This is a genomic window from Streptomyces sp. NPDC027185 (assembly GCF_055567035.1).
The window spans coordinates 201,500-222,813 of record NZ_JBVHRF010000003.1 but is presented as its reverse complement, the minus strand read 5'-3'; the positions used below and the strand labels follow the sequence as shown (position 1 = coordinate 222,813).

Sequence of the window (21,314 nt, the reverse complement as noted above, 5' to 3'; positions counted from 1 at the left end):
CCGCCGTCAGCCGCCGTCCCACGCCCAATCGGCGACCTCCGGGAGGTCCGTGCCGTGGCGGCGGGTCCAGGCGTGGTGACGGGTACGGGCGTCGGCCATGGCCTGGCGTACCGCGACGGCGCGGGCGCCGAGTCCGGGCACCCGGTCCACGACGTCCATGACCAGCCGGAACCGGTCCAGGTCGTTGCGGACCACCATGTCGAACGGTGTGGTCGTCGTCCCCTCCTCCTGATAGCCGCGCACATGCAGCTGGTCGTGGCCGCTCCGCCGGTACGTCAGCCGGTGGATCAGCCAGGGGTAGCCGTGGTACGCGAAGATCACCGGCCGGTCGCGGGTGAAGACCGCGTCGTACTCGGCGTCCGGCATCCCGTGCGGATGCGCGTCGCGCGGCAGCAGCCGGGCCAGGTCGACGACGTTGACGACGCGGACCGCCAGATCAGGCAGGTGGCGGCGGAGCAGCCAGGCGGCGGCCAGCGCCTCCTGGGTGGGCACATCGCCCGCGCAGGCCAGCACCGCGTCCGGCTCCCGGCCGCCGTCCTCCGTCCCGGCCCACTCCCAGACGCCGGCGCCCCGCGCGCAGTGCGCCCGCGCCTCCTCCAGGGTCAGCCAGTCGAACGTCGGCTGCTTGCCCGCCACGATCACGTTGACGTGGTCGCGGGAGCGCAGGACATGGTCCGCGACCGAGAGCAGGGTGTTGGTGTCCGGCGGGAGATACACCCGGACGACCTCGGGGCTCTTGTTCAGCACATGGTCGACGAAACCGGGGTCCTGGTGGGAGAAACCGTTGTGGTCCTGGCGCCAGACATGCGAGCTGAGCAGGTAGTTCAGCGAGGCGACGGGGCGGCGCCAGGGCAGCCGGCGGGCGGTGCGCAGCCATTTGATGTGCTGGTTGACCATCGAGTCCACGATGTGCGCGAACGCCTCGTAACTCGCGAAGAGCCCGTGCCTGCCGGTGAGCAGATAGCCCTCCAGCCAGCCCTGGCACAGGTGTTCCGACAGCACCTCCATCACGCGGCCGTCCCGCGCCAGATGCTCATCGGTCGGGAGCGTTTCGGCCTGCCACGCCTTGGCGGTCGCGCCGTAGAGCGCCTGGAGGCGGTTGGAGGCGGTCTCGTCGGGGCCGACGACGCGGAAGTCGCGGCGCGCGGCCGTCGCCGCCATCACGCCTTCGAGGAAGCCGCCGAGGACCTTGGTCGGCTCGTGGGTCCCCCGCCCCGGGGCCTCGACGGGCACGGCGTACTCCTCCAGCGGCGGGAGCGGCAGGTCGCGAAGGAGGAGCCCGCCGTTGGCGTGCGGGGACGCGCCGAGCCGGCGGGCGCCCGACGGGACGTGCGCCAGCACCTCCGGCCGCGGGCGCCCGTCCTCGTCGAACAGCTCGGCCGGACGGTACGAGCGGAGCCAGGACTCCAGTTGCCGCAGGTGGGCGGGGTTCTCGCGGACGGCGGGCAGCGGCACCTGATGGGCCCGCCAGGTGCCCTCGACCGGCACCCCGTCGACGTCGTGCGGGCCGGTCCACCCCTTGGGCGTACGGAGCACGATCATCGGCCAGCGGGGCCGCTCGGCGGAGCCGTCCGCGCGGGCCCGGCGCTGGATCGCGGCGATCCGGTCCAATGCGCGGTCCATGGCGGCGGCCATCGCGAGGTGCACCGCTCCGGGCTCGTCACCCGTGACGTACAGCGGTTCGTGGCCGTATCCGCGCAGCAGCGCGTCCAGTTCCGCCTCGGGGATACGGGCCAGGACCGTCGGGTTGGCGATCTTGTAGCCGTTGAGGTGCAGGATCGGCAGGACCGCGCCGTCGTGCACCGGATCGAGGAACTTGTCGGCGTGCCAGGACGCGGCGAGCGGCCCCGTCTCCGCCTCACCGTCACCGATCACACACGCGACGACCAGGTCCGGATTGTCCAGTGCCGCCCCGTACGCGTGCGCCAGTGCGTACCCCAGCTCACCGCCCTCGTGCAGCGACCCGGGCGTCTCCGGCGCGACATGGCTGGGCACGCCCCCGGGGAACGAGAACTGCCGGAACAGCTCCGCCATCCCCGCCGCGTCCCGGGAGACGTCCGGGTACGTCTCGGAGTACGAGCCGTCCAGCCAGGACTGGGCGAGCACGGCCGGGCCGCCGTGCCCCGGCCCCCAGATGCACACGGCGTCCAGGTCACGGGCCTTGATCACACGGTTGAGGTGGGTGTGGACGAGGGTGAGGCCGGGAGAGGTCCCCCAGTGACCGAGCAGCCGGGGCTTGATGTGCTCGGGCCGCAACGGCTCGGTGAGCAGCGGATTGTCCCGGAGGTAGATCTGCCCCGCCGCCAGATAGTTCGCCGCCCGCCACTGCGCGTCCAGCTCCGCCAACTCGACGGGAGAGAGCACGGCGGCAGCGGCCACCTCCACGGGGGCGGCGCCCTCGGGTCCGGCCCCGTCCGTGGCGCCGGGCCCGGAGCGCTCGGCGCCGTTGGTGCCCGCCCCGTGGGTCCTCTCAGGCCCGGAGCCTTCGGCTCCGTCGGGGTCGGCGTCGGCGGGGGCGGGGGCGCTGCCGTGGGCAGGGGCGCCTCTGCTTGCGGGAGGTACGGGGTCGACGGGGTCGGGAGGGTCGGTGGGGTGAGGCATCCGGGTCATCTCCTGGGAGGGGTCACGGAGTGGTCTGCGTGATCGGGCCGGCTCCGGGACGGTCGGGCCTGTGCGGCGTGGCCCTGTCGGCTCGGGCGGGCCTTGTCGGCTCGGGGTGGGCCTGTCGGCGCGGGCGGGGCTGTCGGCTCGGATCAGCCGGTGTGGTGGGCTGCGGGCAGCCGGTGCGCCGCCGCCGGCCCCTGTCTGCCGGCATCGCTCCGGACGGCCAGGGCCGCTCGGTCCGGAGGGGACCGGTGCGGGCAAGGCCCGGTCGGCTCGGTTCCGCCCCGGGCGGGCCGGCCGGTTCCGTCAGTCCGGTGGTTCGGGTACGGACGGCTCGGCGTCGGGGTCGGCGTCCGGCCGGTGCTCCGGTTCGGGCCCGTCCGGCGAGTCCGGTTCGTCGGCCCCCGGGCCCCGCGGCCGGCCGGGCACCGGACCTCGCGGCTGCGGGTCCCTCGGCACCGGGCCCGGCTTGTCGGGCACCGGCTCGGTCCCCGATCCGGCCACCCGGGCCCTTCCCGCCACTGCCTCGTTCGTCCTCATCGTCATCCCTTTCTCCAGAAGTGTTCGGAACCCCCGCACCCATCCGACCGGCACCCGGCCCGGCGCCTACGTCCCTCCCGGTCGAGGCATCAGCGCTGCCACCTGCGGACTCCGGCGGCCACGGCCGGAACGTACGGACCAGCACGGCCGGGACGTACGAACCGGTCCCGGGAGGCGCCGGCCCGTCCGTACCCCTCACGCGAATGACTCGGCGAAGTCCCTGTACGGACCGCCCGGATACGGCGGACGGCGCCGGCACGAACGGCTTCCGGGAAGCGGAGGGGTACGTCTCCCGGCCGCTGTGCGGCATCTGGGAGTCGGCGGGGACTCGGTTTCCAGGGCGCCGCTTCAGCGGGCGCGGAGGAGGGCATCGATGCCGCGACAGCCCAGGGGCCCACTCCGTCCGTACGCCCTGACCAGCCAGTTTCAATTGTCGGAGCGGCCGGTCCGCGACGCACACGGCGGCGCGTGGCGCTCACGGCCGGCTTCGCCGATCGGGCCTCCTGCGCCGGTCCGGGCCCTCGGGCCACCCGGGCCGTCACTCCGTGGCGGCAGCGGCCCGGTCGAACCGGACCGCACCGGCCGGCGGGCCGATGCGGTCCGCCCGTCGGCCCTGCCTCCCGGTTTCCCGATTCCGCACGCCCCACACATGGCGACGGCGACCGCCCACCCGGGCCCGCCGCTTCCCGAGGCTCTGCACGAGGCCGTATCCGGCACCGGCCGCCCACACGTCACGCTCACGGAGCGGGAGGAGCAGGACGGTTCCGGCCGCCCCGGCGCAGACGGAGGCCCGTGGTACGGCCAGGCACGGCGGAGATCGCAAGCCTGCCGCGGCTCGGCCCACGACGGCGGCTGCCCCGGCGGGAGAGGCGGCGCCGCCACGGCCGCCGGGCGAGGCGTGCCGGGCGGCGGCGCGGCCGTTCCGTCGGCGGAGGCACTCGCCCGTCAGCGGGCGCGTCCGGCCGCCCGACCTTCCTCAGCCGAGCGCTCGGCGCCCCGCCTTCCGGCCGTCGGTGTGCCTGCTGGGCGCCGGCGGGGACGGCAGACCTATCGGGTTGGGGAACGGCAGCAGGTTGGCGGCGAGAACGCGGTGGGTGACGGGTTTCAGCTCCCGCAGGAGTTGTGCGGTCTGTTCAGAGGTGAGGGGTCTGAGCAGCCGGGCCGCGAGCTCGTCGGTGTGCTGCTCGATCTCCGCCCGCTCCGCCGCGCCGAGGGCGGTCACCGTGCCGTCGGCGTCGACCAGACCGCGCAAGCACAGGCGGGCCGTCGCCGCGCCCCATTCCTCCTCGCTCCAGCCCCGGCCGTAGCGCATCGGCTCCTCGGGGACGATTGCGCAGGCCACGGCCAGGACCAGGGCTTCGCAGCCGTCGAGACCATGATCGGCGAGCACGGAGAGATGGGCGTCGCCGCGGAATTCGCGGAGGGTGGTGGCGAGTTGCCAGAGATCTTCGACCGGATCGGCGCGGTCGCAGAGCGCCTGATTGGCGGCGAAGAGCGGCCGTGCGGTGGGCGGGGCGGCGTCGACCATGGCCCGGAGGGCGGGGGCCACCTTCGCCACGGACGCCTCGATCGCCGGATCGGCGGCCCGCAGCGCACCGGCGGCACAGCGGGCCCGCGCGTCGAGGACCCGCTCCGGACGGACCACGTCCCAGGCCGCCGGGAGGGAGCGGGCGGTCATAGCGGGGGCGAACAGGCTCAGCAGTTCGGTGGCGCGGGCCGCGGGCACCGCGCCCAGGGGTGCGGTGCGGGCGGCGAAGTAGCCCATCCAGAAGCCCTTGAGCCCGATGGCCCTCCCCAGGCCACGGCAGGTTTCGTCGAAGTAGCTGACGGCGTGCAGGGGCTCGGTCAGGTGCCAGAGCGTCCGGGCGGCGGCGGACGCCTCCGCCGGGACGTCCGGCCGGGGCCGCCCCCGCTCCCGGCCCTGCCCGGCCCCGCCGTGTTCCTCGCTCCGGTCATGTGGTCGACTGCGGTCCTGCACCTGCCCCTGCACCTCTCCCCCGCCCTTCTTCCCTTACGCTGCCTGCCAGTTGATGGCGTCGATGGGGCGAACGCTACCGTCGCGTAAGCGGTGCGGGCACCGGTTTCGGGGAAGGTCAGGGGTTGTTCGGGGATATCCCTGAGCGCTCATGGCTGATCACGGTGTGTGAAGTCGGGGAGAAATCAGGCGCGCGGCGGGAACTCACCGTCGCTGCGAGCGGAACCTCGCTGGTCCGGGCCCTGCCGCCGCCCCGCCGGTGCCGGTCACGGCTGCGGGGCGAGGGCCTTCTCCCGTACGTACGCGCAGGAGCGGCGCAGCAGGCGGGAGACGTGCATCTGGGAGACGCCGACCCGGTCGGCGATCTCGCTCTGCGTCAGGCCGAGGTAGAAGCGCAAATAGAGGATGTGGCGTTCGCGTTCGGGAAGGGTGCGCAGGCCGGTGGCGGCGGCTTCCCGGTCGTCGACCAGACCGAGCGCCGGGTCCTCCTGTCCGAGGAGGTCACCGAGGGTCTGCTGGGTGTCCTCGCCGCCGAGCGGGCGTTCCAGGGAGAGCGCGGTGAAGGTCTTCTGGGCGTCGAGGCCGATGAGGACGTCCTCGTACGGCATGCCGGTGTGGGCGGCGACGTCCTGCACGGTGATGGCGGCGTGGCCGGGGCGGTCGGAGAGTTCCTGGCGGGCCCGGTGGACGCGGGCGCGGAGTTCCTGGGCGCGCCGGGGGACGTGGACGGCCCACAGTTCGTCGCGGAAATGGCGTTTGATCTCGCCGATGATGGTGGGGACGGCGAAGGCTCCGAAGGCGGTGCCGACGCCGGGGTCGAAGCGGTCGATGGCCTTGAGCAGGCCGAGCGCGGCGACCTGGCGGAGGTCCTCGTCGCTCTCACCGCGTCCGCTGTAGCGCCGGGCGAGGCGGTGGGCCATCGGGAGCCACGCGCAGACGATCTCCTCGCGCAGCCGGGTACGTGCGGGGCCGTCCGGGAGGGCCGCGAGCCGGTGCAGGGCGACGCGGGTGTCCGGGTCGAGTTGCGGCTTCCGGCGTCCGGTGGGCGCCTGGTGGGCGACGCGTCCGGTGTGGATTGTCATTCCCCTCACGCCTTCCGTTCCGTTCGGCGGTCCGCGGTGTGCCTGGTCCGCGGTGGTGTTCCGGCGGGTCTCCGGTCGGTGACCGGTGTCCGCGGGGCCGTGGTGCGGCGGTGCGTTTCCCGTGCCCGGCACCTGTCCGGGGGCCGGGCGACCGGGTACGCGGGGCGTCTCCGCCCATGGGCGCGGCGTTCCTTCACTCGTCCGCGTGATGTCCCTTCCACTGTGCCGCAGGCGGGAGCGGTGCGCGCGACAGCGTCCGGCGGCCGGTGACGGAAAGCCGGGGCGGGGCGGTCACCGTGGGTGATTCTTCAAGGTGCCGATGGAGGCGGTCGCTGATTCGCTGGTGGTGGAGGTTTGGCCGAACCGCGGTCCCATCGGGACCGTTCGAGGAGTGATCATGAGCGCTGACGAGGTAAGCAGCCGGCTCCGGCAGATGCGCGAGAAGGCGCGGCAGCTGGAGGACACGGCGCAGCACACCAGTGACCCCGCCGAACGCGACCGGCTCAAGGAGAAGGCCCGGAAGCTGCAGAGCCGCAGTGAGCAGGAGAGCGGCATGAGGAGCGGGGACATCCACCCGTCCCCGTGAGGCCCGGCCGTCCCCGCGGGGCCCGGCGACCGGGCGGTCAGCGTCCGGCTGGGCCCTCGGCCCCGTGGACACTCCCGCCCGTGGCCGGACGTTCGGGTGTCCCTGGGCTGCCTCAGGTGTGGTGAGTCCCGTTCGAGTCCCGATTTCCTGTGCGCCTGAAGTGCTGTTTCTCGTGCGTCCCGTGGGCGGTCCCATGCCGGCATGGGGCCGCCCACGGGACGTCCGGGCGCCTGCGGGGCCCCGCGCGGGGTATCAGTCGCTCTCGGGGGTGTCCGTGACGGTGAAGAGGGCGCCGTGGGGGTCGCAGATCATGGAGCGTCCGCCGGGGCGGCCGGTCAGGGGGGCCGGGGACATGACGGTGCCGCCGGCGGCGACGGCCGCGGCGATGACGGCGGGCAGGTCGCGGACCTGGAAGTGGACGTGCCACCGGGGCCGCAGGTGCGGGTCGGGGGCCTCCTCCACGCCGCCGCCCCGGAGTGCGGCGACGGGGCGTCCGTCCTGGCAGACGATGACCTGGTCGTCCTCGTAGGTGACGTCGCAGCCGCCGGGGCGCAGGGTGGCCCAGTCGAAGATCTCGGCGTAGAAGATGGCCGCGGCGAAGGCGTCGCGGGTGCGCAGTTCCAGGCAGGCGGGGGCGCCCTCGCGGCCGATCGCCCAGCGCAGGGTCTGCCCCTCCCAGAAGCCGAAGACGGCGCCGTCCCGGTCGGAGGCGAGGGCGGCGCGTCCAGTGCCGAATTCGAGGGGACCGACGGCGACGGTGGCGCCGCGTTCGCGGACGCGGGCGGCGACGTCGTCGGCGCTGTCGACGGCGAAGTACGGGGTCCAGGCCGTGGTGGTGCGCAGACGCTGGGTGAGCTGGGCGATTCCGGCGACCGGGCGGCCGTCGTCCAACGCCACGCAGAACTCGTCGCCGAGGCTGCCCTGCCGGAACTTCCAGCCGAGGACCTCGGTGTAGAAGTCCTGGGTGGTGCGCAGATCGCGAGTCATCAGATTGACCCAGCAGGGCGCACCGTGGGCGGGAGTGGTGCGCGCGGCGCCGGTGGTGCGGTGCTCAGCGGCCGACATGGTGGACATCTCCCTTTCGCGGGCCACGTGGTGAGCACTCCGCCGGGTCGGCGTGGTGCACTCGGGAACGGTGCGGGTGCGGGGTGGACGGGCGGCCGTTGCCCGGACGGTGGCCGGGCGGCCGTGGTCGCTCCAGGGCGAGGCGGCCCCTCTTCGACAGTACGCCTCCGGCGGGTGCCCGGCGCGCTCGTGGGGCCGGGCGGGGCATCCGCCCCGGAAAGGGCCCGCCGGACCGGCGCCGGGATGCGATCTCGCCGTATCCGGAGTGCGATGGAGGGGGCCGGGGCGCGTATCGGCGAGGAGGGGCGCGCGTGGCCTCGGCAGGGTCCGGGGCCCGGGTTCGTTACCGCCGCCCTCCCCGGGATTTCCGGCGGACAGCCGCTTCCCCGTTCCCCGAACGCGATGTGGCCGCGTATTCGGCAAGGGCGCCCCTCCTCGGAAATGCATGTTCGGGAGAAATGTGCGTACGGGGAGAAGGGCGGGGCCGCTGAGAAGGGGGCCACCGAGAGGGGAAAAGGGGGCGGGGCGGGGGCGGGTTTGATCCGGCATTCGATACATCCGGCGCATCGCGACGAGAGGACGGACGACATGCAGATCGCGTTTCTGGTGGCCTCCGAGGGCGTGGAGCAGGTCGAGTTGACGGAACCGTGGCAGGCGGTGGTGGATGCCGGTGCGGTTCCGCATCTGGTATCGCCGTCGGGTGGGTCGGTACAGGCATTCCACCACCTGGACAAGGCCGACTCGTTCACCGTGAACCGCACGTTGGACGAGGCACGGGTGGAGGATTACGGCGCGCTGGTACTGCCGGGCGGGGTGGCGAATCCGGATGCGCTGCGGCTCGACGAAAGGGCGGTCGCTTTCACCCGGGGATTCTTCGACGCCGGAAAGCCCGTGGCCGCGATCTGCCATGCGCCGTGGATGCTGATCGAGGCGGATGTGGTGCGGGGGCGCACCCTCACGTCCTGGCCGAGCCTGGCGACGGATATCCGTAATGCGGGCGGCTCCTGGGTCGACGAGCGGGTGAAGATCTGCACCGGAGGACCGAACACTCTGGTCACCAGCCGTAAACCGGATGACTTGAAGGCGTTCTGCGCGACGCTGGTCAATGAATTGGGCGATGACAGGCGGTGAATTTCCCGGCCAAAGGCCGTGGGGCGGCCGTCGGCCGCCGTGGCGAAAGGTGCGCGGACGACCGGCCGGGCGCCCTGTCCCCAGGCGGTTTCGGGGCGGGCTCCGCGCCCGTCGCCCGCCGCCGTCGAACCGTCGTCACCTGGAGGAAAGCATGGTCATGGAGCACGGTGCGGACAAGATCGGGCCCGCGCGGGACGAGATGATGAAGAAGGAACTGCGGGCGGAGATGACGGCCGACCGGTCGCTGCGCGCCGCGGAGGAAAGGGAACTCCAGCCCTCCGGCGAGGACCAGCCGGAGGTGGCTCAGGCACCCGAGAGCGTTTTCCGCGGGGGGACACCGCGGGGAATGACGGAGGAGGACGTCGGTATCCGTTCCGAACTCGCGCGGCATCTCGGGCGGAGTATTTATCCGGCGGACAAGCCGTCGGTGGTCGGAAAACTGCGCCGCGACCACGCTCCGGACCGTTTGGTGTCCCTCGCCGAAAAACTTCCGGCGGACGAGACGTATCCGAATGTGCAGAGCATCGCGCAATCCCTCGGCCTCGGTACGGAAAGGCGCCGGGGCTGACCGTGGACGGGGCTGATACGACGCCGGAAGGGCGGGGCGTGCGGTATTTCGACCGGCGGCACGCCGGGGAGGCACTGGCGACGCGCTGTCTGGCGCTGGTGCGTACCGGCGTGCTCGCCGACCCGCTGGTGGTGGCGTTGGTACGCGGCGGTGTCCCGGTCGCGGCGGAGGTGGCGCGGGCGCTGGGAGCGCCGCTGGAGGTGCTGGTGGCGCGGAAGATCGGGGTGCCGGGGCGGCCCGAGGTCGGGGTGGGGGCGCTGGTCGGCGAGGAGCCACCGGTGTTCGACGCGGGCGCGCTGGCGGCGCTGGGGCTGACCGCCGAGCGGCTGTCCGATGACGTCCGGCGGGAGCGCGCGGAGCTGCGTCGCAGGCAGGAGACGTACCGGGCGGGCCGGCCGCCGCTGGGCGCCGCCGACGTGGCGGGCCGGACGGTGCTGCTGGTCGACGACGGGCTGGCGACGGGGGTGACGGCGCGCGCCGCGCTGCGGTATCTGCGGGGGTTGGGCCCGGCACGGCTGGTGCTGGCCGTGCCGGTCGGGGACGCGGCTGCGGCTGCGGCACTGCGCGAGGAGGCGGACCATGTGGAGTGTCTGCACCAGCCGCGGAATTTCCGTGCGGTGGGCGAGTGGTATCTCGATTTCGACCAGGTGCAGGACGCGGAAGTCCTCAGTATTCTGCGGGGATCCGGCACCGCAGTGTGAGAAAGCAGGGTGAAATTCCCTCACATCCGGAGAAGGAGAGCGGACATGCCCGACAGTGCGATGGGGGACGATGTCTATCAGCCGTCCGCTTCCGATCCGCAGGACAATCCCGATGACCTGGATATGGAGGACGCTCTCGACGAGCCGGATCTCGACCAGATACTGGACGAGGGATATTCGCCGCCCGAGCGTCCGCTCGCGGTGAATCGCGGCACCACGGCACGGGAACAGTCCGACGGTGAATCCCTGGAGCAGCGCCTCTCCGAAGAGGTTCCGGAGGTGTGGGAGCCGGACGGGGACGGCATCGGTGACCAGGTGGACGGTGACGGGGAGCCGGTGGACGACCAGGTGGGCGAGGAGCGCGCCGGGCGGCTGCTGACCGCCGAGGAGGGCTTCCCGCGCCACCGCAACGATGTCGTCGCGCACGACGTCGGGATCGACGGCGGGGCGGCGTCCGCCGAGGAGGCGGCGGTGCACGTGTGCCCGGAGAGCGGTGAGGAGGCCACCACCGGGTGAGGGCGGTGCCCGGGTGCCGCCGGGCGAGTTCCCTCGGTGCCGCGCACGGGCCGCACCGGATCACGACCGCCGTACCGGGTGGTCCAGGTCGCTGACCGGGAGTTGCGGCCCTCGGGCCGGGTGGTTCAGGAGCCGTGCGGCGGGCCGCCGTCCGCGGCGTCGCGGGCGTCGGCGGCCACCTGCCCCAGGGTGCGCCCGCTGCGGACGGAGCGGGCGCGCAGCGGGTCGGGGGCGCCGTGGCCGGCCGCGCGGTCGTCGTTCTCCTTGACCAGCAGCCAGGATTCCCGGTCGTCGGCCTCCTGGCCGGTACGGAAGCGGGTGAGGGCGTAACCGCCGTGCAGTTTGGCGCCGTCGAGCCAGAAGGAGGCATGGCCCCGCTCCAGCGCCTCGGCGAAGCTGCCGGCGCGGTGCCTGCCCTTGCCCGGGAGGGGGCGGTAGGTGCCCTGGTCCCAGACGATGACGGTGCCCGCCCCGTACTCGCCCCGGGCGATGACGCCCTCGAACTCCCGGTAGTCCAGCGGATGGTCCTCGGTGGGCACCGCGAGCCGCTTGTCGCGCGGGTCGGCGGACGGCCCTCTGGGCACGGCCCACGACTTCAGTACGCCGTCGACCTCCAGCCGGAAGTCGAAGTGCATCCGGCGCGCGTCGTGGATCTGCACGACGAAACAGGGTGCTTCTCCGGGGACGGCCGGTTCGCCCCGCGGCTCCCGGGTGCGGTCGAAGTGCCGTTTGTCCCGGTAGGCGGCGAGCCGGTCGGCGCCCTCCGGGGCGGCGCCGCCGGGCGCGGAGGGGGCGCGCGGGGCGTTCCGCCCGCCCGGGTCGTGCGTGGTGCCGTCGCCGTTCATGTCCGTCCCTCCGCCCCTCTGGCCGTACCGGCGCGTCCGCGGGGCCGCGCGCCCCGCACGCCCATGTTTGCGCCCGCCGGACGGGGCGGCCACCGCAGCGCGGTACGGGGCGTGCGGCGCGGCCACCTGGCGCCCCGGGAAGGCGGGCGCGGCGCCCCGCGCCTTGCCCGGCGGACGGCAACTCGTACGAGGTCCATCGTAGTTTGACAGGTGACGTACTACGATGGCTACCGTATGAGCGGCGGGCCCCCGGCCGCCGCCCTTCACCGCGGCCCTTCCACGTCAAGGAGACCTCCCTTGAGCACGCTCTTCACGCCGTACACCCTGCGCTCCCTCACCATTCCGAACCGGATATGGCTGGCGCCGATGTGCCAGTACTCCGCGGCGGAGACCGGGCCGCTCGCCGGGACGCCCACCGACTGGCACTTCGCCCACCTCGCGGCGCGGGCACTGGGCGGGACGGGCCTGCTGATCACGGAAGCCACGGCGGTCAGCCCGGAGGGCCGCATCAGCCCCGCCGACCTCGGGCTGTGGAACGACACCCAGACCGAGGCGTTCCGCCGGATCACCGACTTCGTGAAGTCCCAGGGCAGCACCATCGGCGTGCAGCTGGCCCACGCGGGCCGCAAGGCGTCCACCGCCGCTCCCTGGACGGGCGGCAAGCCGGTCGGCCCGGAGGCGAACGGCTGGACGCCCGTCGCCCCGAGCCCGCTCCCCTTCGACGAGGAGAGCCCCGTCCCGGACGAGCTGACCACCGACGAGATCCAGCGGGTGGTCGCGGACTTCCGCGCCGCCACCTGCCGCGCCCTCGACGCCGGCTTCCAGGTGGTGGAGATCCACGGGGCGCACGGCTACCTCATCGGCGAGTTCCTCTCCCCGCACAGCAACCACCGCACCGACGCGTACGGCGGCTCCTTCGAGAACCGCACCCGCCTCGCCCTGGAGGTCGTGGACGCCGTACGGGAGGAGTGGCCGGACGACCTGCCGGTGTTCTTCCGGATCTCGGCCACCGACTGGCTGACGGAGAACCCCGAGGACAGCCGGGAGGGCTGGACCGTCGACGAGACGGTGCGCTTCGCGTCGGTGCTCCACGAGCACGGCGTCGACCTCCTGGACGTCTCCAGCGGCGGCAACGCCCCCCGGGCGCTCATCAAGAGCGGCCCCGGCTACCAGGTGCCGTTCGCGGCCCGGGTGAAGGCCGAGACGCCGCTGCCGGTGGCCGCCGTGGGGCTCATCACCGAGCCCGCCCACGCCGAGAAGATCCTCGCCGACGGCGAGGCCGACGCCGTACTCCTCGGCCGGGAGTTGCTCCGCGACCCCTCGTGGGCGCAGCGCGCCGCCCGGGATCTGGGCGGTGAGGTGCACGTCCCGCAGCCGTACCACCGGGCCGTCTGACCTGGCCACCGGCCTCCGTCCCACCAGGCGGAGGCCATGGCTCCACCCGCCCTCCCGGCATGATCACCGTCACTCCGATGACGTAATCTGACGCCAATCGCGGGCAGGTCGGCCCGCCTGAACCGTCGGGGTACGCCATGCGTCCATCCATCCGTGCCGTCTCGCTCCTCGCGGGCGCCGTCCTCACCGCCGGCCTGGCGACAGGCTGCTCGTCCTCGGGCGGCGACTCCGGGCCCACCGCGTCGAAGACCGGCGCCCCCGCCGGTGACCTCGCCGTTCAGCCCTCGGGCAAGTCCGGGAAGACCCCGATCACCATCGGCGAATCCGGGACGTACCAGGCCGTCGACAGCGCCTCGGGCGCGCGGACGCAGATGACGGTCACGTTCAAGGACGTCCGGGCGGTGCAGGCGTCGGAGATCCACGCCACCAAGCCGCCCAAGCACCAGTACGCCGTCTTCACGTTCACGGTGAAGAACACCGGCGACAAGAACGGCACCTTCCACCCGCAGCAGCTGAAGTGGACCGACGGCCAGAGCCCGGAGCAGCCCGCCTCCACCAGCGAGAAGTCCGGCTCCGGAGGGAACCTCGACACCACGTACCGCCCGGGTCAGACCGTCACCGGCGATGTCGTCCTGGACATGCCCGGGGGCAGCGGGGCGCTCCGCTACTACGACGGCTCCGGCCCCGTCTCCCTCTCGTTCGAGGTCCCGGCGGACTGAGCCCCCGGCCACGCACGACGGCGCGCCGCACCGGCTTTCCGGTGCGGCGCGCCGTCGTGTGCGCCGGCTTCGCGCGAGCGGCGCCGACGGTCGGCCGCTGTCCGGCCGCTTTGCCCCGACGGGCCGTGTGACCTGCGCCGATGGCGTGCCGGGACGCCGTTGTCAGTGGTCGGGTGCACACTGGCGGCATCTGAGACAACGGCGTCGCGGAGGTGTTTGTGTCATGACCGATGTGCTGCTCGCGGTGGGCACGCGTAAAGGACTTTTCGTCGGCCGCAGACGGCACGGCGCATGGGAGCTGAGCGGCCCCCATTTCCCCGCGCAGGCGGTGTACTCCCTCGGGATCGACACCCGCCGGGACACGCCACGGCTGCTGGCCGGCGCCGACAGCGCGCACTGGGGCCCGTCCGTCTTCCACTCCGACGACCTCGGCGAGACGTGGCACGAGCCCGCGAGACCGGCGGTGAAGTACCCGGAGTACACCGGCACTTCGCTGGAGCGGGTGTGGCAGCTGCATCCGGCCGGACCCGCCGCGCCCGATGTGGTGTACGCCGGTACGGAGCCCGGCGGGCTGTTCCGCTCCGAGGACCGCGGCGAGACGTTCGAGATGGTCAGACCGTTGTGGGAGCACCCGAGCCGGGAGCGGTGGGTGCCCGGCGGCGGCGGTCTCACGGTGCACACCGTGGTCACCGACCCGCGCGACGCGGACGCGGTGACGGTCGCCGTGTCGGCCGCCGGGGTGTTCCGCACCACCGACGGCGGCGCCAGCTGGGAGCCGTCGAACACCGGGGTCAAGGTGTCGTTCCTGCCCGAGGAGTACCCCGAGTTCGGCCAGTGCGTCCACAAGATCGCGCAGGACGCCGCCAACCGCGACCGCCTCTACCTGCAGAACCACTGGGGCGTCTACCGCAGCGACGACGCGGGCGCCCGGTGGACGGACATCGGCGCCGGGCTGCCCACCGACTTCGGCTTCGCGGTGGCCGCCCACCCGCACCGCGCGGACACCGCCTATCTGTTCCCCATCACCGCCGACATCGACCGCGTCCCGGCCGGTCACCGGTGCCGGGTCTACCGCACCGCCGACGCCGGAGCCTCCTGGGAGCCGCTCTCCCGTGGCCTGCCGGAGGAGGACCACTACGGCACGGTCCTCCGCGACGCCCTCTGTGTGGACGACAGCGACCCCGCGGGTGTCTACTTCGGCAACCGCAACGGCGAGCTGTACGCCAGCGCCGACGACGGGGACAGCTGGCAGCAGCTCGCCTCCCATCTGCCGGACGTGCTGTGCGTACGGGCCTCGGCGGTGGCCTGACGGCGCGGGAGTTTGCGTCAGCGGAGCGTCGCGTGCGAATGGCCGGACATCGCGCGGTCCGCGTCCCCCGGGGCGTCCGTTCCGGTCCGCCCGGGTGGTGCGGGTCCGGGCGGCGCGCCGTGCGGCCCGAGGGCGCCCCGCCCCGATGGGGACGCCCGGCGCCGCACGTCAGCTCACGGAAGTCGCCAGTCGACCGGCTGGGCGCCCTGGCGGATGAGGAGGTCGTTGGTGCGGCTGAAGGGACGGGAGCCGAAGAAACCCCGGTCGGCGGACATCGGGGAGGGGTGGGCCGATTCGATCGCCGGGTACGCGTCGAGGAAGGGACGCAGATTGCGGGCGTCGCGGCCCCACAGCACGGGCACCAGCGGCTTGCCCCGGGCGGCGAGCGCGCGGATGGCCTGCTCGGTCACCTCCTCCCAGCCCTTGCCGCGGTGCGCGCCGGGCTTGCGGGGCGCGGTGGTCAGCGCCCTGTTGAGGAGGAGGACGCCCTGCCGGGTCCACGGGGTCAGATCGCCGTTGGAGGGGCGGGGCAGGCCGAGGTCGGAGTGGAGTTCACGGAAGATGTTCTCCAGGCTTCCCGGCAATCGCTGGACCTCCGGCGCGACCGCGAAGCTCAGCCCGATCGCCATACCCGGTGTCGGATAAGGGTCCTGACCGACGATCAGCACCCGTACGTCGTCGAACGGCTGCTGGAAGGCGCGCAGGACGTTGGCGCCCGCGGGGAGATAGGTCCGGCCGGCGGCGATCTCCTGGCGGAGGAAGTCGCCCATCTCGGCGATACGTCCGGCGACGGGGCGCAGCGCCTCGGCCCAGCCGGGTTCCACAAGTTCGTTCAAGGGTCGTGCTGCCACAACAACTCACCCTACCGGCCCAACGCCGGGGCCCGTCCCGCCCGCGGTGGGCGCGGGGCATCACGGGCGGGGCCGCCGGTGCGGTCCGGTGCGTACGGGGCAACCCCTGCGGCCGCGTAGGGCAGAAGGCGCGTCGAGGTGGCCGGGACAGCCGGAGTCGTCGCTGCGGCCGCGTCGGGCGGGCGCGGTCGGTCTCGCCGATGTGGCGGTACCGCCCTGCCGGCGCGGCCCGACGCGGTCGGCGCTGCCGGTACACCGGCACGGCACGTTGCGGGACGGCCCGGCCATAGCCCCCGACGGGGCCGGTGGAGCCCGTGCCACCGGCACGGCGCGAAACCGGAACGGCCGGAGCCGTCGGTCCGGCCGGGGCGGCCGGAACGGTCAGGGCAGCCGCCCGTCGGTCCGGCCGGGCAGCCGGGGCGGACCGCCACGGCACGGCGCGGCCGCCACTCGCCCGGTCGGCGGCCCCGTCCCGGGGGCTCCCCGTCCCGCCGCCGCGCCGGCCCGTTCGGCCGGTGCGCGGGCCGGCGGCGGGACTCTGCGGTGTCATCGCGGCCCGGTACTGTGCCGCCATGACACATGCGAACATCCCTGCGGGCTGGTACGCGGACCCGCAGGGGACTCCCCACCAACTGCGCTGGTGGGATGGCGCCCGTTGGACCGAGCACACGCACGCCGCCGCCCCGCAGCAGACGCAGGGCCAGGCACCGGCCCAACAGGCCCCCCAGCAGCAGGCCCCTCAGCAGGTTCCGCCGCAGCAGACGCCGCAGCAGCCGCAGGCGGCCCCGGCCGGTCCCGGGGCGCCGCAGCAGACGCCCGCCGGCCCCGGTGCCCCGTACGGAGCGCAGCAGACCGGGCCGGGGCAGCAGGCCCCCTACGGGCAGCCCGGGTACCCCCAGGCGCAGGCGGCGCCCGGTCATCCCGGGGCGGCGCACCAGGTCCAGCAGCAGGCGGGCATCGCCCCGACGGGCCCCGGCGGCGGGACGCTGTTCACCGAGCCGGTGCTGGTGGTGAACCAGAAGGCGAAGCTGATCGAGGTCTCCAACGAGTACGGCGTCTTCGACCAGAACGGCAACACCCTCGGCACGGTGGTCCAGGTCGGGCAGAGCACCGCGAAGAAGGTGCTGCGGGTGATGTCCAGCCTGGACCAGTACATGACGCACAAGCTGGAGATCCGGGACACCTACGGGCAGCCGCAGCTGGTGCTGACGCGGCCGGCGAAGTTCATCAAGTCCAAGGTGCAGGTGGCACGTCCGGACGGGCAGCCGGTCGGTGAGATCGTCCAGCAGAACGCCATCGGCAAGATCAACTTCGGGATGATGGTCAACGGCCAGCAGATCGGCGCGATCAAGGCCGAGAACTGGCGGGCCTGGAACTTCGCCATCGTCGACCACACCGACACCGAGATCGCCCGGATCACCAAGACGTGGGAGGGGCTGGCGAAGACGATGTTCACGACCGCCGACAACTACGTCCTGCAGATCCACCGCCAGCTGCCCGACCCGCTCCTGAGCCTCGTCGTCGCCACGGCGCTGACCGTCGACACCGCGCTCAAGCAGGACTCCCGCGGTCTTGGCTGAGCCGCCGCACGCGACGGGCCCGGTCGTCCTGGGCGTCGACTCGGGCGGCTCCGGGCTGCGTCTCGCCGTCGCGCCGGCCACCGCGCCGTACGCCCGGCCGGAGAACACGTACACGTCGGACACCCCGGTGCGCACCGGGGAGCGCGGTATCGACGCGGGGCGGTTGCTGGATCAGCTGCTGCCCGCCGCCGAGAAGCTGCGGCAGGCGGCGGGGGTGCCCGGTTTCGCGGCGGTCTGTATCGGTGCGGCCGGGATGGCGACGCTCGGGCAGGAGCTGCGCGCCGTGCTGCCGCGGGCGCTGGCCGACGCCTTCGGCGCGCACCGTCTGGCGCTGGCCGCCGACGCGGTGACCGGGTACGCGGGTGCGCTGGGGCAGCGGCCCGGCGTGGTCGTCGCGGCCGGTACGGGGCTGGTGGCGCTCGGCGCGGACCCGGCGTCCGGGGCCGGCTGGCGGCGGGCGGACGGCTGGGGCCATCTGCTCGGCGACTGCGGCGGCGGGGCGTGGATCGGCCGGGCGGGCCTGGAGGCGGCGCTGCGGGCGCACGACGGGCGGCCCGGCGGCTCCCCGGCGTTGCTGCGGGCCGCCGAGGAGGAGTTCGGGCCGGTCGAGGGCCTGCCGGGGCAGCTGTATCCCCGGGCGGACCGGCCCGCGGTGCTGGCGTCGTTCGCGCCGTACGTGGCGCGTGAGGCGGCCGGTGACGCGGTCGCGGCGGACATCGTCCGGGCGGCCGCGGCGCAGATCGTGGACACGGCGGCGGCCGCCTGTCCGCCCGGGGCGGGGCGGACCGTCGCGCTGACCGGCGGGCTGTTCCGCCTGGGTGAGGTGTTGCGGGCGCCGGTGCGCGCAGGGCTGGCGGCGCGGCTGCCGGAGGCGGTGTGCACGGAACCGGCGGGCGGCCCGCTCGACGGCGCGCTGCGACTGGCCGCCGACCTGGCCGCCGATACGGTGCGGCTCCCGGTGGACGGCGCGCTGCTCCGGCTCGTCCGCCACGGGGAGTGAGGCCCCGGGTGGCGCCCCCCGAGGCCGGTCCGCCGATTCCACCACCGGCCGCCACCGACCCGGACCACACGCCACCGGAGAGCGCCGCCGCGGAGACGGCCGGGCTCCGGAGGGACGGCGCGTCGCCCCGGATCGTCCGCCACGGAAGGGAGCCCCGCCGAGGCTCGGCCCGGGGACAGCGCCTCGGGAGCGGTTCCTCCGGCCGGCCGCCACCGGCACGGAACGCACAGGGCCGGGGTGCACCACCGCTAAGAGGGCGTCATCAGGGGGCGGTTCGGGCGGCTTTCGGGTGGGCCACCGTGACGCGCGGGATAAATCGGGACGGATACCTCCCGACCGAACCCTCCCCCGGCAGTGTGTCGGTGCGAGGCGTTAGCATGCGGCGCCATGAGTTCCCCCACTGGGCCCGCACCTGGCTCGCCCCGCTTTGACGACGATTCCCCGAGCCCGGCGCCCGGCCTGCCCGTACGAATGCCGCGACCGCGGCAGTCCGGCCGGCACCGCAAGCCGGAGCCGCTCGCCGCACCCGAGGGCGCGCCCGTCCTGGTGCTGGCCGTGCCCGGCACCCCCACTTCCGCCGCCCGTTCCCTGGCGGAGGAGGTGTGCAGCATCGCCCGTTCCGAGCTGCCCGGCCTCGACGCCCGGATCGGTTACGTGGACGGCGACGGCGCGGAGTTCCCGGCGCTGGACGCGGTGCTGGCGCAGGCGGGCGGCGAGCACAAGGCGCGGGCCGCTCAGGGCGGCGGCGCGCCCACCGGTCCGGCCGCGGTGGTCGTGCCGCTGCTGGCCGGTCCCGACAGCTCGCTGCTGCGGCGGATACGCCAGGCGATGATGAACAGCGGTTCCGGCGCCGAGCTGACGGATGTCCTCGGCCCGCACCCGCTGCTCGCCGAGGCGCTGCACGTACGGCTCTCCGAGTCGGGGCTGGCCCGCGCCGACCGGGCGCGGCTGTTCACCGTCGCCACGGCGGCGGACGGCATCATCCTGGCCACGGTGGGCGGCGAGGAGGCCGTGCAGGCCGCGGGGATCACCGGCATGCTGCTGTCCGCCCGGCTGGCGGTGCCGGTGCTGGCCGCCGCGCTGGACGAGGACGGGGCGATCTCGCGCACCGCGGAGCAGCTGCGGCTGTCCGGTTCGCGGCAGCTGGCGCTCGCCCCGTACCTGATCGGCCCGGAGATCTCCGACGGGCTGCTGGCCGCGGCCGCGGCCGAGGCGGGTTGCGCGTCGGCGGAGGCGCTGGGCGCCTACGGCGCGGTGGGCCGTCTGGTGCTGTCGAACTACGCCGCGGCGGTCGGCATCACGCTGCGGCCGGCCGGGGGCCCGCAGTTCGCACCGGCGCGCTGACCCTGTTCCCCGACGGCGGCTCCCCCCGCCGTCACCAGCCGTGAGGGCCGTCCCGCATCGCGCGGGGCGGCCCTTCGCGCTGTCCGGCGGCGGGGCCGGGAGGCGTCCGGTGTACCGGGCGGGCCGTTTCGCGGGCCACGTCGCCGGGGCCTCCGGTGCGCCGGAGGCCGGCTCCCGGGCTACGGTCGCCGGGAGGTTCCGGCCCTCCGGCCGGGCCGCTGGTCGCCGAGGCGCAGGTGTCCTCCGGCGGTGCCTTCCGCCGGAGTGGGCGGGGGCTCAGGCGAAGACGACGCAGGAGGCCGCGGGCGCCGCCGTCGAGCCGCCGGGGGCGGGGACTCCGGTGGCGGGGTCGACGGTGAACCACGCCACGTCGCCGGAGCGTTCGTTGGCGGCGTAGAGGAAGCGGCCGGTGGGGTCCATCGCCAGGTCGCGGGGCCAGGTACCGCCGCAGGGGACGCTGGTCACGGGCGTGGCCTCGGCGCCGGAGGGGTCGAGGGCGTGGACGCAGAGGCGGTCGCGGCCGCGGACCGCGGTCCACAGGAACCGGCCGTCCGGGGAGACCACCGCCGCGGAGGCGTAGCAGGGCTCGCCCTCCGCCGGCCCGTCACCGTCCGCGAACAGCGGGGTCTCCCCCAGGGGCGTCAGGGTGCCGTGGGCGGCGTCCCAGCGGCAGCGGGTGAGTGTGGGGGCGAGTTCGTTGACGACGTAGACGTGGCCGCCGCCGGGGTGGAAGGCGAGGTGGCGGGGGCCGCTGCCGGGGCGGAGGCGGACCTCGTCGCGGATCTGCGTCATGCCGGTGACGGGGTCGAGGACGCAGCTGCGGACGGAGTCGGTGCCGAGGTCGGCGGTGAGGAGCCGGGTGCCGCCGGGCGCGGCGTAGACGGAGTGGGCGTGCGGGCTCTTCTGGCGCTCGGGGTCCGGGCCGCTGCCGTGGTGGGCGAGGACGGCGGCGGGTCCGCCGAGGGTGCCGTCCGCCGCGATCGGGAGGGTGCTGACGCTGCCGGAGCTGTAGTTGGCGGTGACGAGGTGTCCGGCGGCCAGGGCGAGGTGGGTGGGGCCCGCGCCGCCGACGGGGACCGGCGGGGCGAGGAGGACGGGGCCGTCGGGGGTGAGGCCGAAGGCGGCGGCCGCGCCGTGGTCGGTCTCGCTGACCGCGTAGAGGCGCCTGCGGTCGCGGCTGGGGGCGAGGAAGGACGGGTTGGTGACCTCGGCTGTGGTGTGCAGCGGGGTGAGCGCGCCGGTCTCCCGGTCGAGTGCGGCGGTGGTGATGCCCGCGCCGCCCGCCTGCGTGAACGATCCGATGTAGGCCCGCAGGCCCTGGTCCGTGGTCACCGTGGTGCCGCCTCTCGTCCGGTCGTCCGCCGCCCGCGCCCCGGGCGGCACGGCGACGCTAACAGCCGGGGCGGCGGCGGGGGCGGGATCGCGGCCGGAGGGGGCGGGCCGTGGGGCGTGTCGCCGGGCCCCGCCGCCGCGCGGGTGGCCGGGCGGCGGGGTCGGCGTTCG

The 21,314-nt window shown here is 74.4% G+C and carries 18 protein-coding genes; 11 read left to right on the top strand and 7 right to left on the bottom strand.

Translation table 11 applies throughout. From position 1 onward, the window contains the following. Nucleotides 1-6: 6 nt before the first annotated feature. The 3 genes from ACZ4M8_RS11345 to ACZ4M8_RS11335 all read right to left on the bottom strand — a co-directional run bounded on the left by ACZ4M8_RS11345 (nt 7) and on the right by ACZ4M8_RS11335 (nt 6,201). Nucleotides 7-2,601, bottom strand: a complete 2,595-nt coding sequence (locus ACZ4M8_RS11345) for a phosphoketolase family protein (protein WP_467605717.1) — start codon at nt 2,599-2,601, stop codon at nt 7-9. Nucleotides 2,602-4,120: 1,519 nt separating this feature from the next. Beyond that, nucleotides 4,121-5,122, bottom strand: coding sequence for an SCO6745 family protein (locus ACZ4M8_RS11340; protein ID WP_467605714.1), 1,002 nt, complete (start codon nt 5,120-5,122; stop codon nt 4,121-4,123). A 263-nt stretch (nt 5,123-5,385) separates the two neighbouring features. Beyond that, the gene (locus tag ACZ4M8_RS11335; protein WP_467605710.1) at nt 5,386-6,201 is read right to left on the bottom strand and encodes a SigB/SigF/SigG family RNA polymerase sigma factor; all 816 of its coding nucleotides are present in this window, start codon (nt 6,199-6,201) and stop codon (nt 5,386-5,388) included. 397 nt (nt 6,202-6,598) lie between these two features. Here ACZ4M8_RS11335 and ACZ4M8_RS11330 point away from each other — a divergent pair, with 397 nt between their 5' ends. Next, on the top strand, nt 6,599-6,787 hold the full coding sequence (locus tag ACZ4M8_RS11330) for a DUF6381 family protein (protein WP_467605708.1): 189 nt from the start codon (nt 6,599-6,601) through the stop codon (nt 6,785-6,787). Between the two features lie 252 nt (nt 6,788-7,039). Here the strand turns inward: ACZ4M8_RS11330 and ACZ4M8_RS11325 are convergent, their stop codons facing one another. Continuing rightward, a complete protein-coding gene (locus tag ACZ4M8_RS11325; protein ID WP_467605705.1) occupies nt 7,040-7,852 on the bottom strand; it encodes a VOC family protein in 813 nt (270 codons plus the stop codon). Nucleotides 7,853-8,440: 588 nt separating this feature from the next. Here ACZ4M8_RS11325 and ACZ4M8_RS11320 point away from each other — a divergent pair. The 4 genes from ACZ4M8_RS11320 (at nt 8,441) to ACZ4M8_RS11305 (ending at nt 10,768) form a co-directional block, all read left to right on the top strand. Further along, the gene (locus tag ACZ4M8_RS11320; protein ID WP_399082514.1) at nt 8,441-8,983 is read left to right on the top strand and encodes a type 1 glutamine amidotransferase domain-containing protein; all 543 of its coding nucleotides are present in this window, start codon (nt 8,441-8,443) and stop codon (nt 8,981-8,983) included. Nucleotides 8,984-9,134: 151 nt separating this feature from the next. After that, the gene (locus ACZ4M8_RS11315; protein ID WP_467605702.1) at nt 9,135-9,551 is read left to right on the top strand and encodes a DUF2795 domain-containing protein; all 417 of its coding nucleotides are present in this window, start codon (nt 9,135-9,137) and stop codon (nt 9,549-9,551) included. 38 nt (nt 9,552-9,589) lie between these two features. Then, nucleotides 9,590-10,252, top strand: coding sequence for a phosphoribosyltransferase (locus tag ACZ4M8_RS11310; protein WP_467605699.1), 663 nt, complete (start codon nt 9,590-9,592; stop codon nt 10,250-10,252). Between the two features lie 45 nt (nt 10,253-10,297). Continuing rightward, nucleotides 10,298-10,768 carry a DUF5709 domain-containing protein gene (locus ACZ4M8_RS11305; RefSeq protein ID WP_467605696.1) on the top strand — a complete coding sequence of 157 codons (471 nt, stop codon included), beginning with the start codon at nt 10,298-10,300 and terminating at the stop codon, nt 10,766-10,768. Between the two features lie 125 nt (nt 10,769-10,893). Here ACZ4M8_RS11305 and ACZ4M8_RS11300 read toward each other — a convergent pair whose 3' ends face one another. Continuing rightward, on the bottom strand, nt 10,894-11,613 hold the full coding sequence (locus ACZ4M8_RS11300) for a DNA polymerase ligase N-terminal domain-containing protein (RefSeq protein ID WP_467605694.1): 720 nt from the start codon (nt 11,611-11,613) through the stop codon (nt 10,894-10,896). Between the two features lie 297 nt (nt 11,614-11,910). Here ACZ4M8_RS11300 and ACZ4M8_RS11295 point away from each other — a divergent pair, with 297 nt between their 5' ends. From ACZ4M8_RS11295 to ACZ4M8_RS11285, 3 genes are all read left to right on the top strand, one after another. After that, on the top strand, nt 11,911-13,008 hold the full coding sequence (locus tag ACZ4M8_RS11295; protein WP_467605692.1) for an NADH:flavin oxidoreductase/NADH oxidase: 1,098 nt from the start codon (nt 11,911-11,913) through the stop codon (nt 13,006-13,008). Nucleotides 13,009-13,145: 137 nt separating this feature from the next. Next, nucleotides 13,146-13,727 carry a DUF4352 domain-containing protein gene (locus ACZ4M8_RS11290; RefSeq protein WP_467605690.1) on the top strand — a complete coding sequence of 194 codons (582 nt, stop codon included), beginning with the start codon at nt 13,146-13,148 and terminating at the stop codon, nt 13,725-13,727. 223 nt (nt 13,728-13,950) lie between these two features. Beyond that, a complete protein-coding gene (locus ACZ4M8_RS11285; RefSeq protein WP_467605687.1) occupies nt 13,951-15,036 on the top strand; it encodes a WD40/YVTN/BNR-like repeat-containing protein in 1,086 nt (361 codons plus the stop codon). A 173-nt stretch (nt 15,037-15,209) separates the two neighbouring features. On the opposite strand, the gene ACZ4M8_RS11280 is transcribed toward ACZ4M8_RS11285, so the two are convergent. After that, nucleotides 15,210-15,887: a uracil-DNA glycosylase gene (locus ACZ4M8_RS11280; protein WP_467605684.1), complete on the bottom strand. Its 678-nt coding sequence runs from the start codon at nt 15,885-15,887 to the stop codon at nt 15,210-15,212. Nucleotides 15,888-16,459: 572 nt separating this feature from the next. On the opposite strand from ACZ4M8_RS11280, the gene ACZ4M8_RS11275 reads away from it, so the two are divergent. From ACZ4M8_RS11275 to ACZ4M8_RS11265, 3 genes are all read left to right on the top strand, one after another. Next, on the top strand, nt 16,460-17,467 hold the full coding sequence (locus ACZ4M8_RS11275; protein WP_467605682.1) for an LURP-one-related family protein: 1,008 nt from the start codon (nt 16,460-16,462) through the stop codon (nt 17,465-17,467). Beyond that, the gene (locus tag ACZ4M8_RS11270; RefSeq protein WP_467605679.1) at nt 17,460-18,467 is read left to right on the top strand and encodes an N-acetylglucosamine kinase; all 1,008 of its coding nucleotides are present in this window, start codon (nt 17,460-17,462) and stop codon (nt 18,465-18,467) included. Before ACZ4M8_RS11275 ends, ACZ4M8_RS11270 begins: the two co-directional genes overlap by 8 nt. Before the next feature lie 387 nt (nt 18,468-18,854). After that, nucleotides 18,855-19,811 carry a sirohydrochlorin chelatase gene (locus ACZ4M8_RS11265; RefSeq protein ID WP_467605676.1) on the top strand — a complete coding sequence of 319 codons (957 nt, stop codon included), beginning with the start codon at nt 18,855-18,857 and terminating at the stop codon, nt 19,809-19,811. Nucleotides 19,812-20,087: 276 nt separating this feature from the next. Here the strand turns inward: ACZ4M8_RS11265 and ACZ4M8_RS11260 are convergent, their stop codons facing one another. After that, nucleotides 20,088-21,143 (bottom strand): lactonase family protein, encoded by a 1,056-nt coding sequence (locus tag ACZ4M8_RS11260; protein ID WP_467605673.1) that lies wholly within the window; start codon nt 21,141-21,143, stop codon nt 20,088-20,090. Nucleotides 21,144-21,314: the final 171 nt, after the last annotated feature.

Coding starts and splice junctions, on each gene's coding strand:
- ACZ4M8_RS11345 (WP_467605717.1), bottom strand. CDS start 2,601: ATGCCTCACCCCACCGACCCTCCCGACCCCGTCGACCCCGTACCTCCC.
- ACZ4M8_RS11285 (WP_467605687.1), top strand. CDS start 13,951: ATGACCGATGTGCTGCTCGCGGTGGGCACGCGTAAAGGACTTTTCGTC.
- ACZ4M8_RS11330 (WP_467605708.1), top strand. CDS start 6,599: ATGAGCGCTGACGAGGTAAGCAGCCGGCTCCGGCAGATGCGCGAGAAG.
- ACZ4M8_RS11265 (WP_467605676.1), top strand. CDS start 18,855: ATGAGTTCCCCCACTGGGCCCGCACCTGGCTCGCCCCGCTTTGACGAC.
- ACZ4M8_RS11305 (WP_467605696.1), top strand. CDS start 10,298: ATGCCCGACAGTGCGATGGGGGACGATGTCTATCAGCCGTCCGCTTCC.
- ACZ4M8_RS11275 (WP_467605682.1), top strand. CDS start 16,460: ATGACACATGCGAACATCCCTGCGGGCTGGTACGCGGACCCGCAGGGG.
- ACZ4M8_RS11325 (WP_467605705.1), bottom strand. CDS start 7,852: ATGTCGGCCGCTGAGCACCGCACCACCGGCGCCGCGCGCACCACTCCC.
- ACZ4M8_RS11300 (WP_467605694.1), bottom strand. CDS start 11,613: ATGAACGGCGACGGCACCACGCACGACCCGGGCGGGCGGAACGCCCCG.
- ACZ4M8_RS11290 (WP_467605690.1), top strand. CDS start 13,146: ATGCGTCCATCCATCCGTGCCGTCTCGCTCCTCGCGGGCGCCGTCCTC.
- ACZ4M8_RS11320 (WP_399082514.1), top strand. CDS start 8,441: ATGCAGATCGCGTTTCTGGTGGCCTCCGAGGGCGTGGAGCAGGTCGAG.
- ACZ4M8_RS11315 (WP_467605702.1), top strand. CDS start 9,135: ATGGTCATGGAGCACGGTGCGGACAAGATCGGGCCCGCGCGGGACGAG.
- ACZ4M8_RS11335 (WP_467605710.1), bottom strand. CDS start 6,201: ATGACAATCCACACCGGACGCGTCGCCCACCAGGCGCCCACCGGACGC.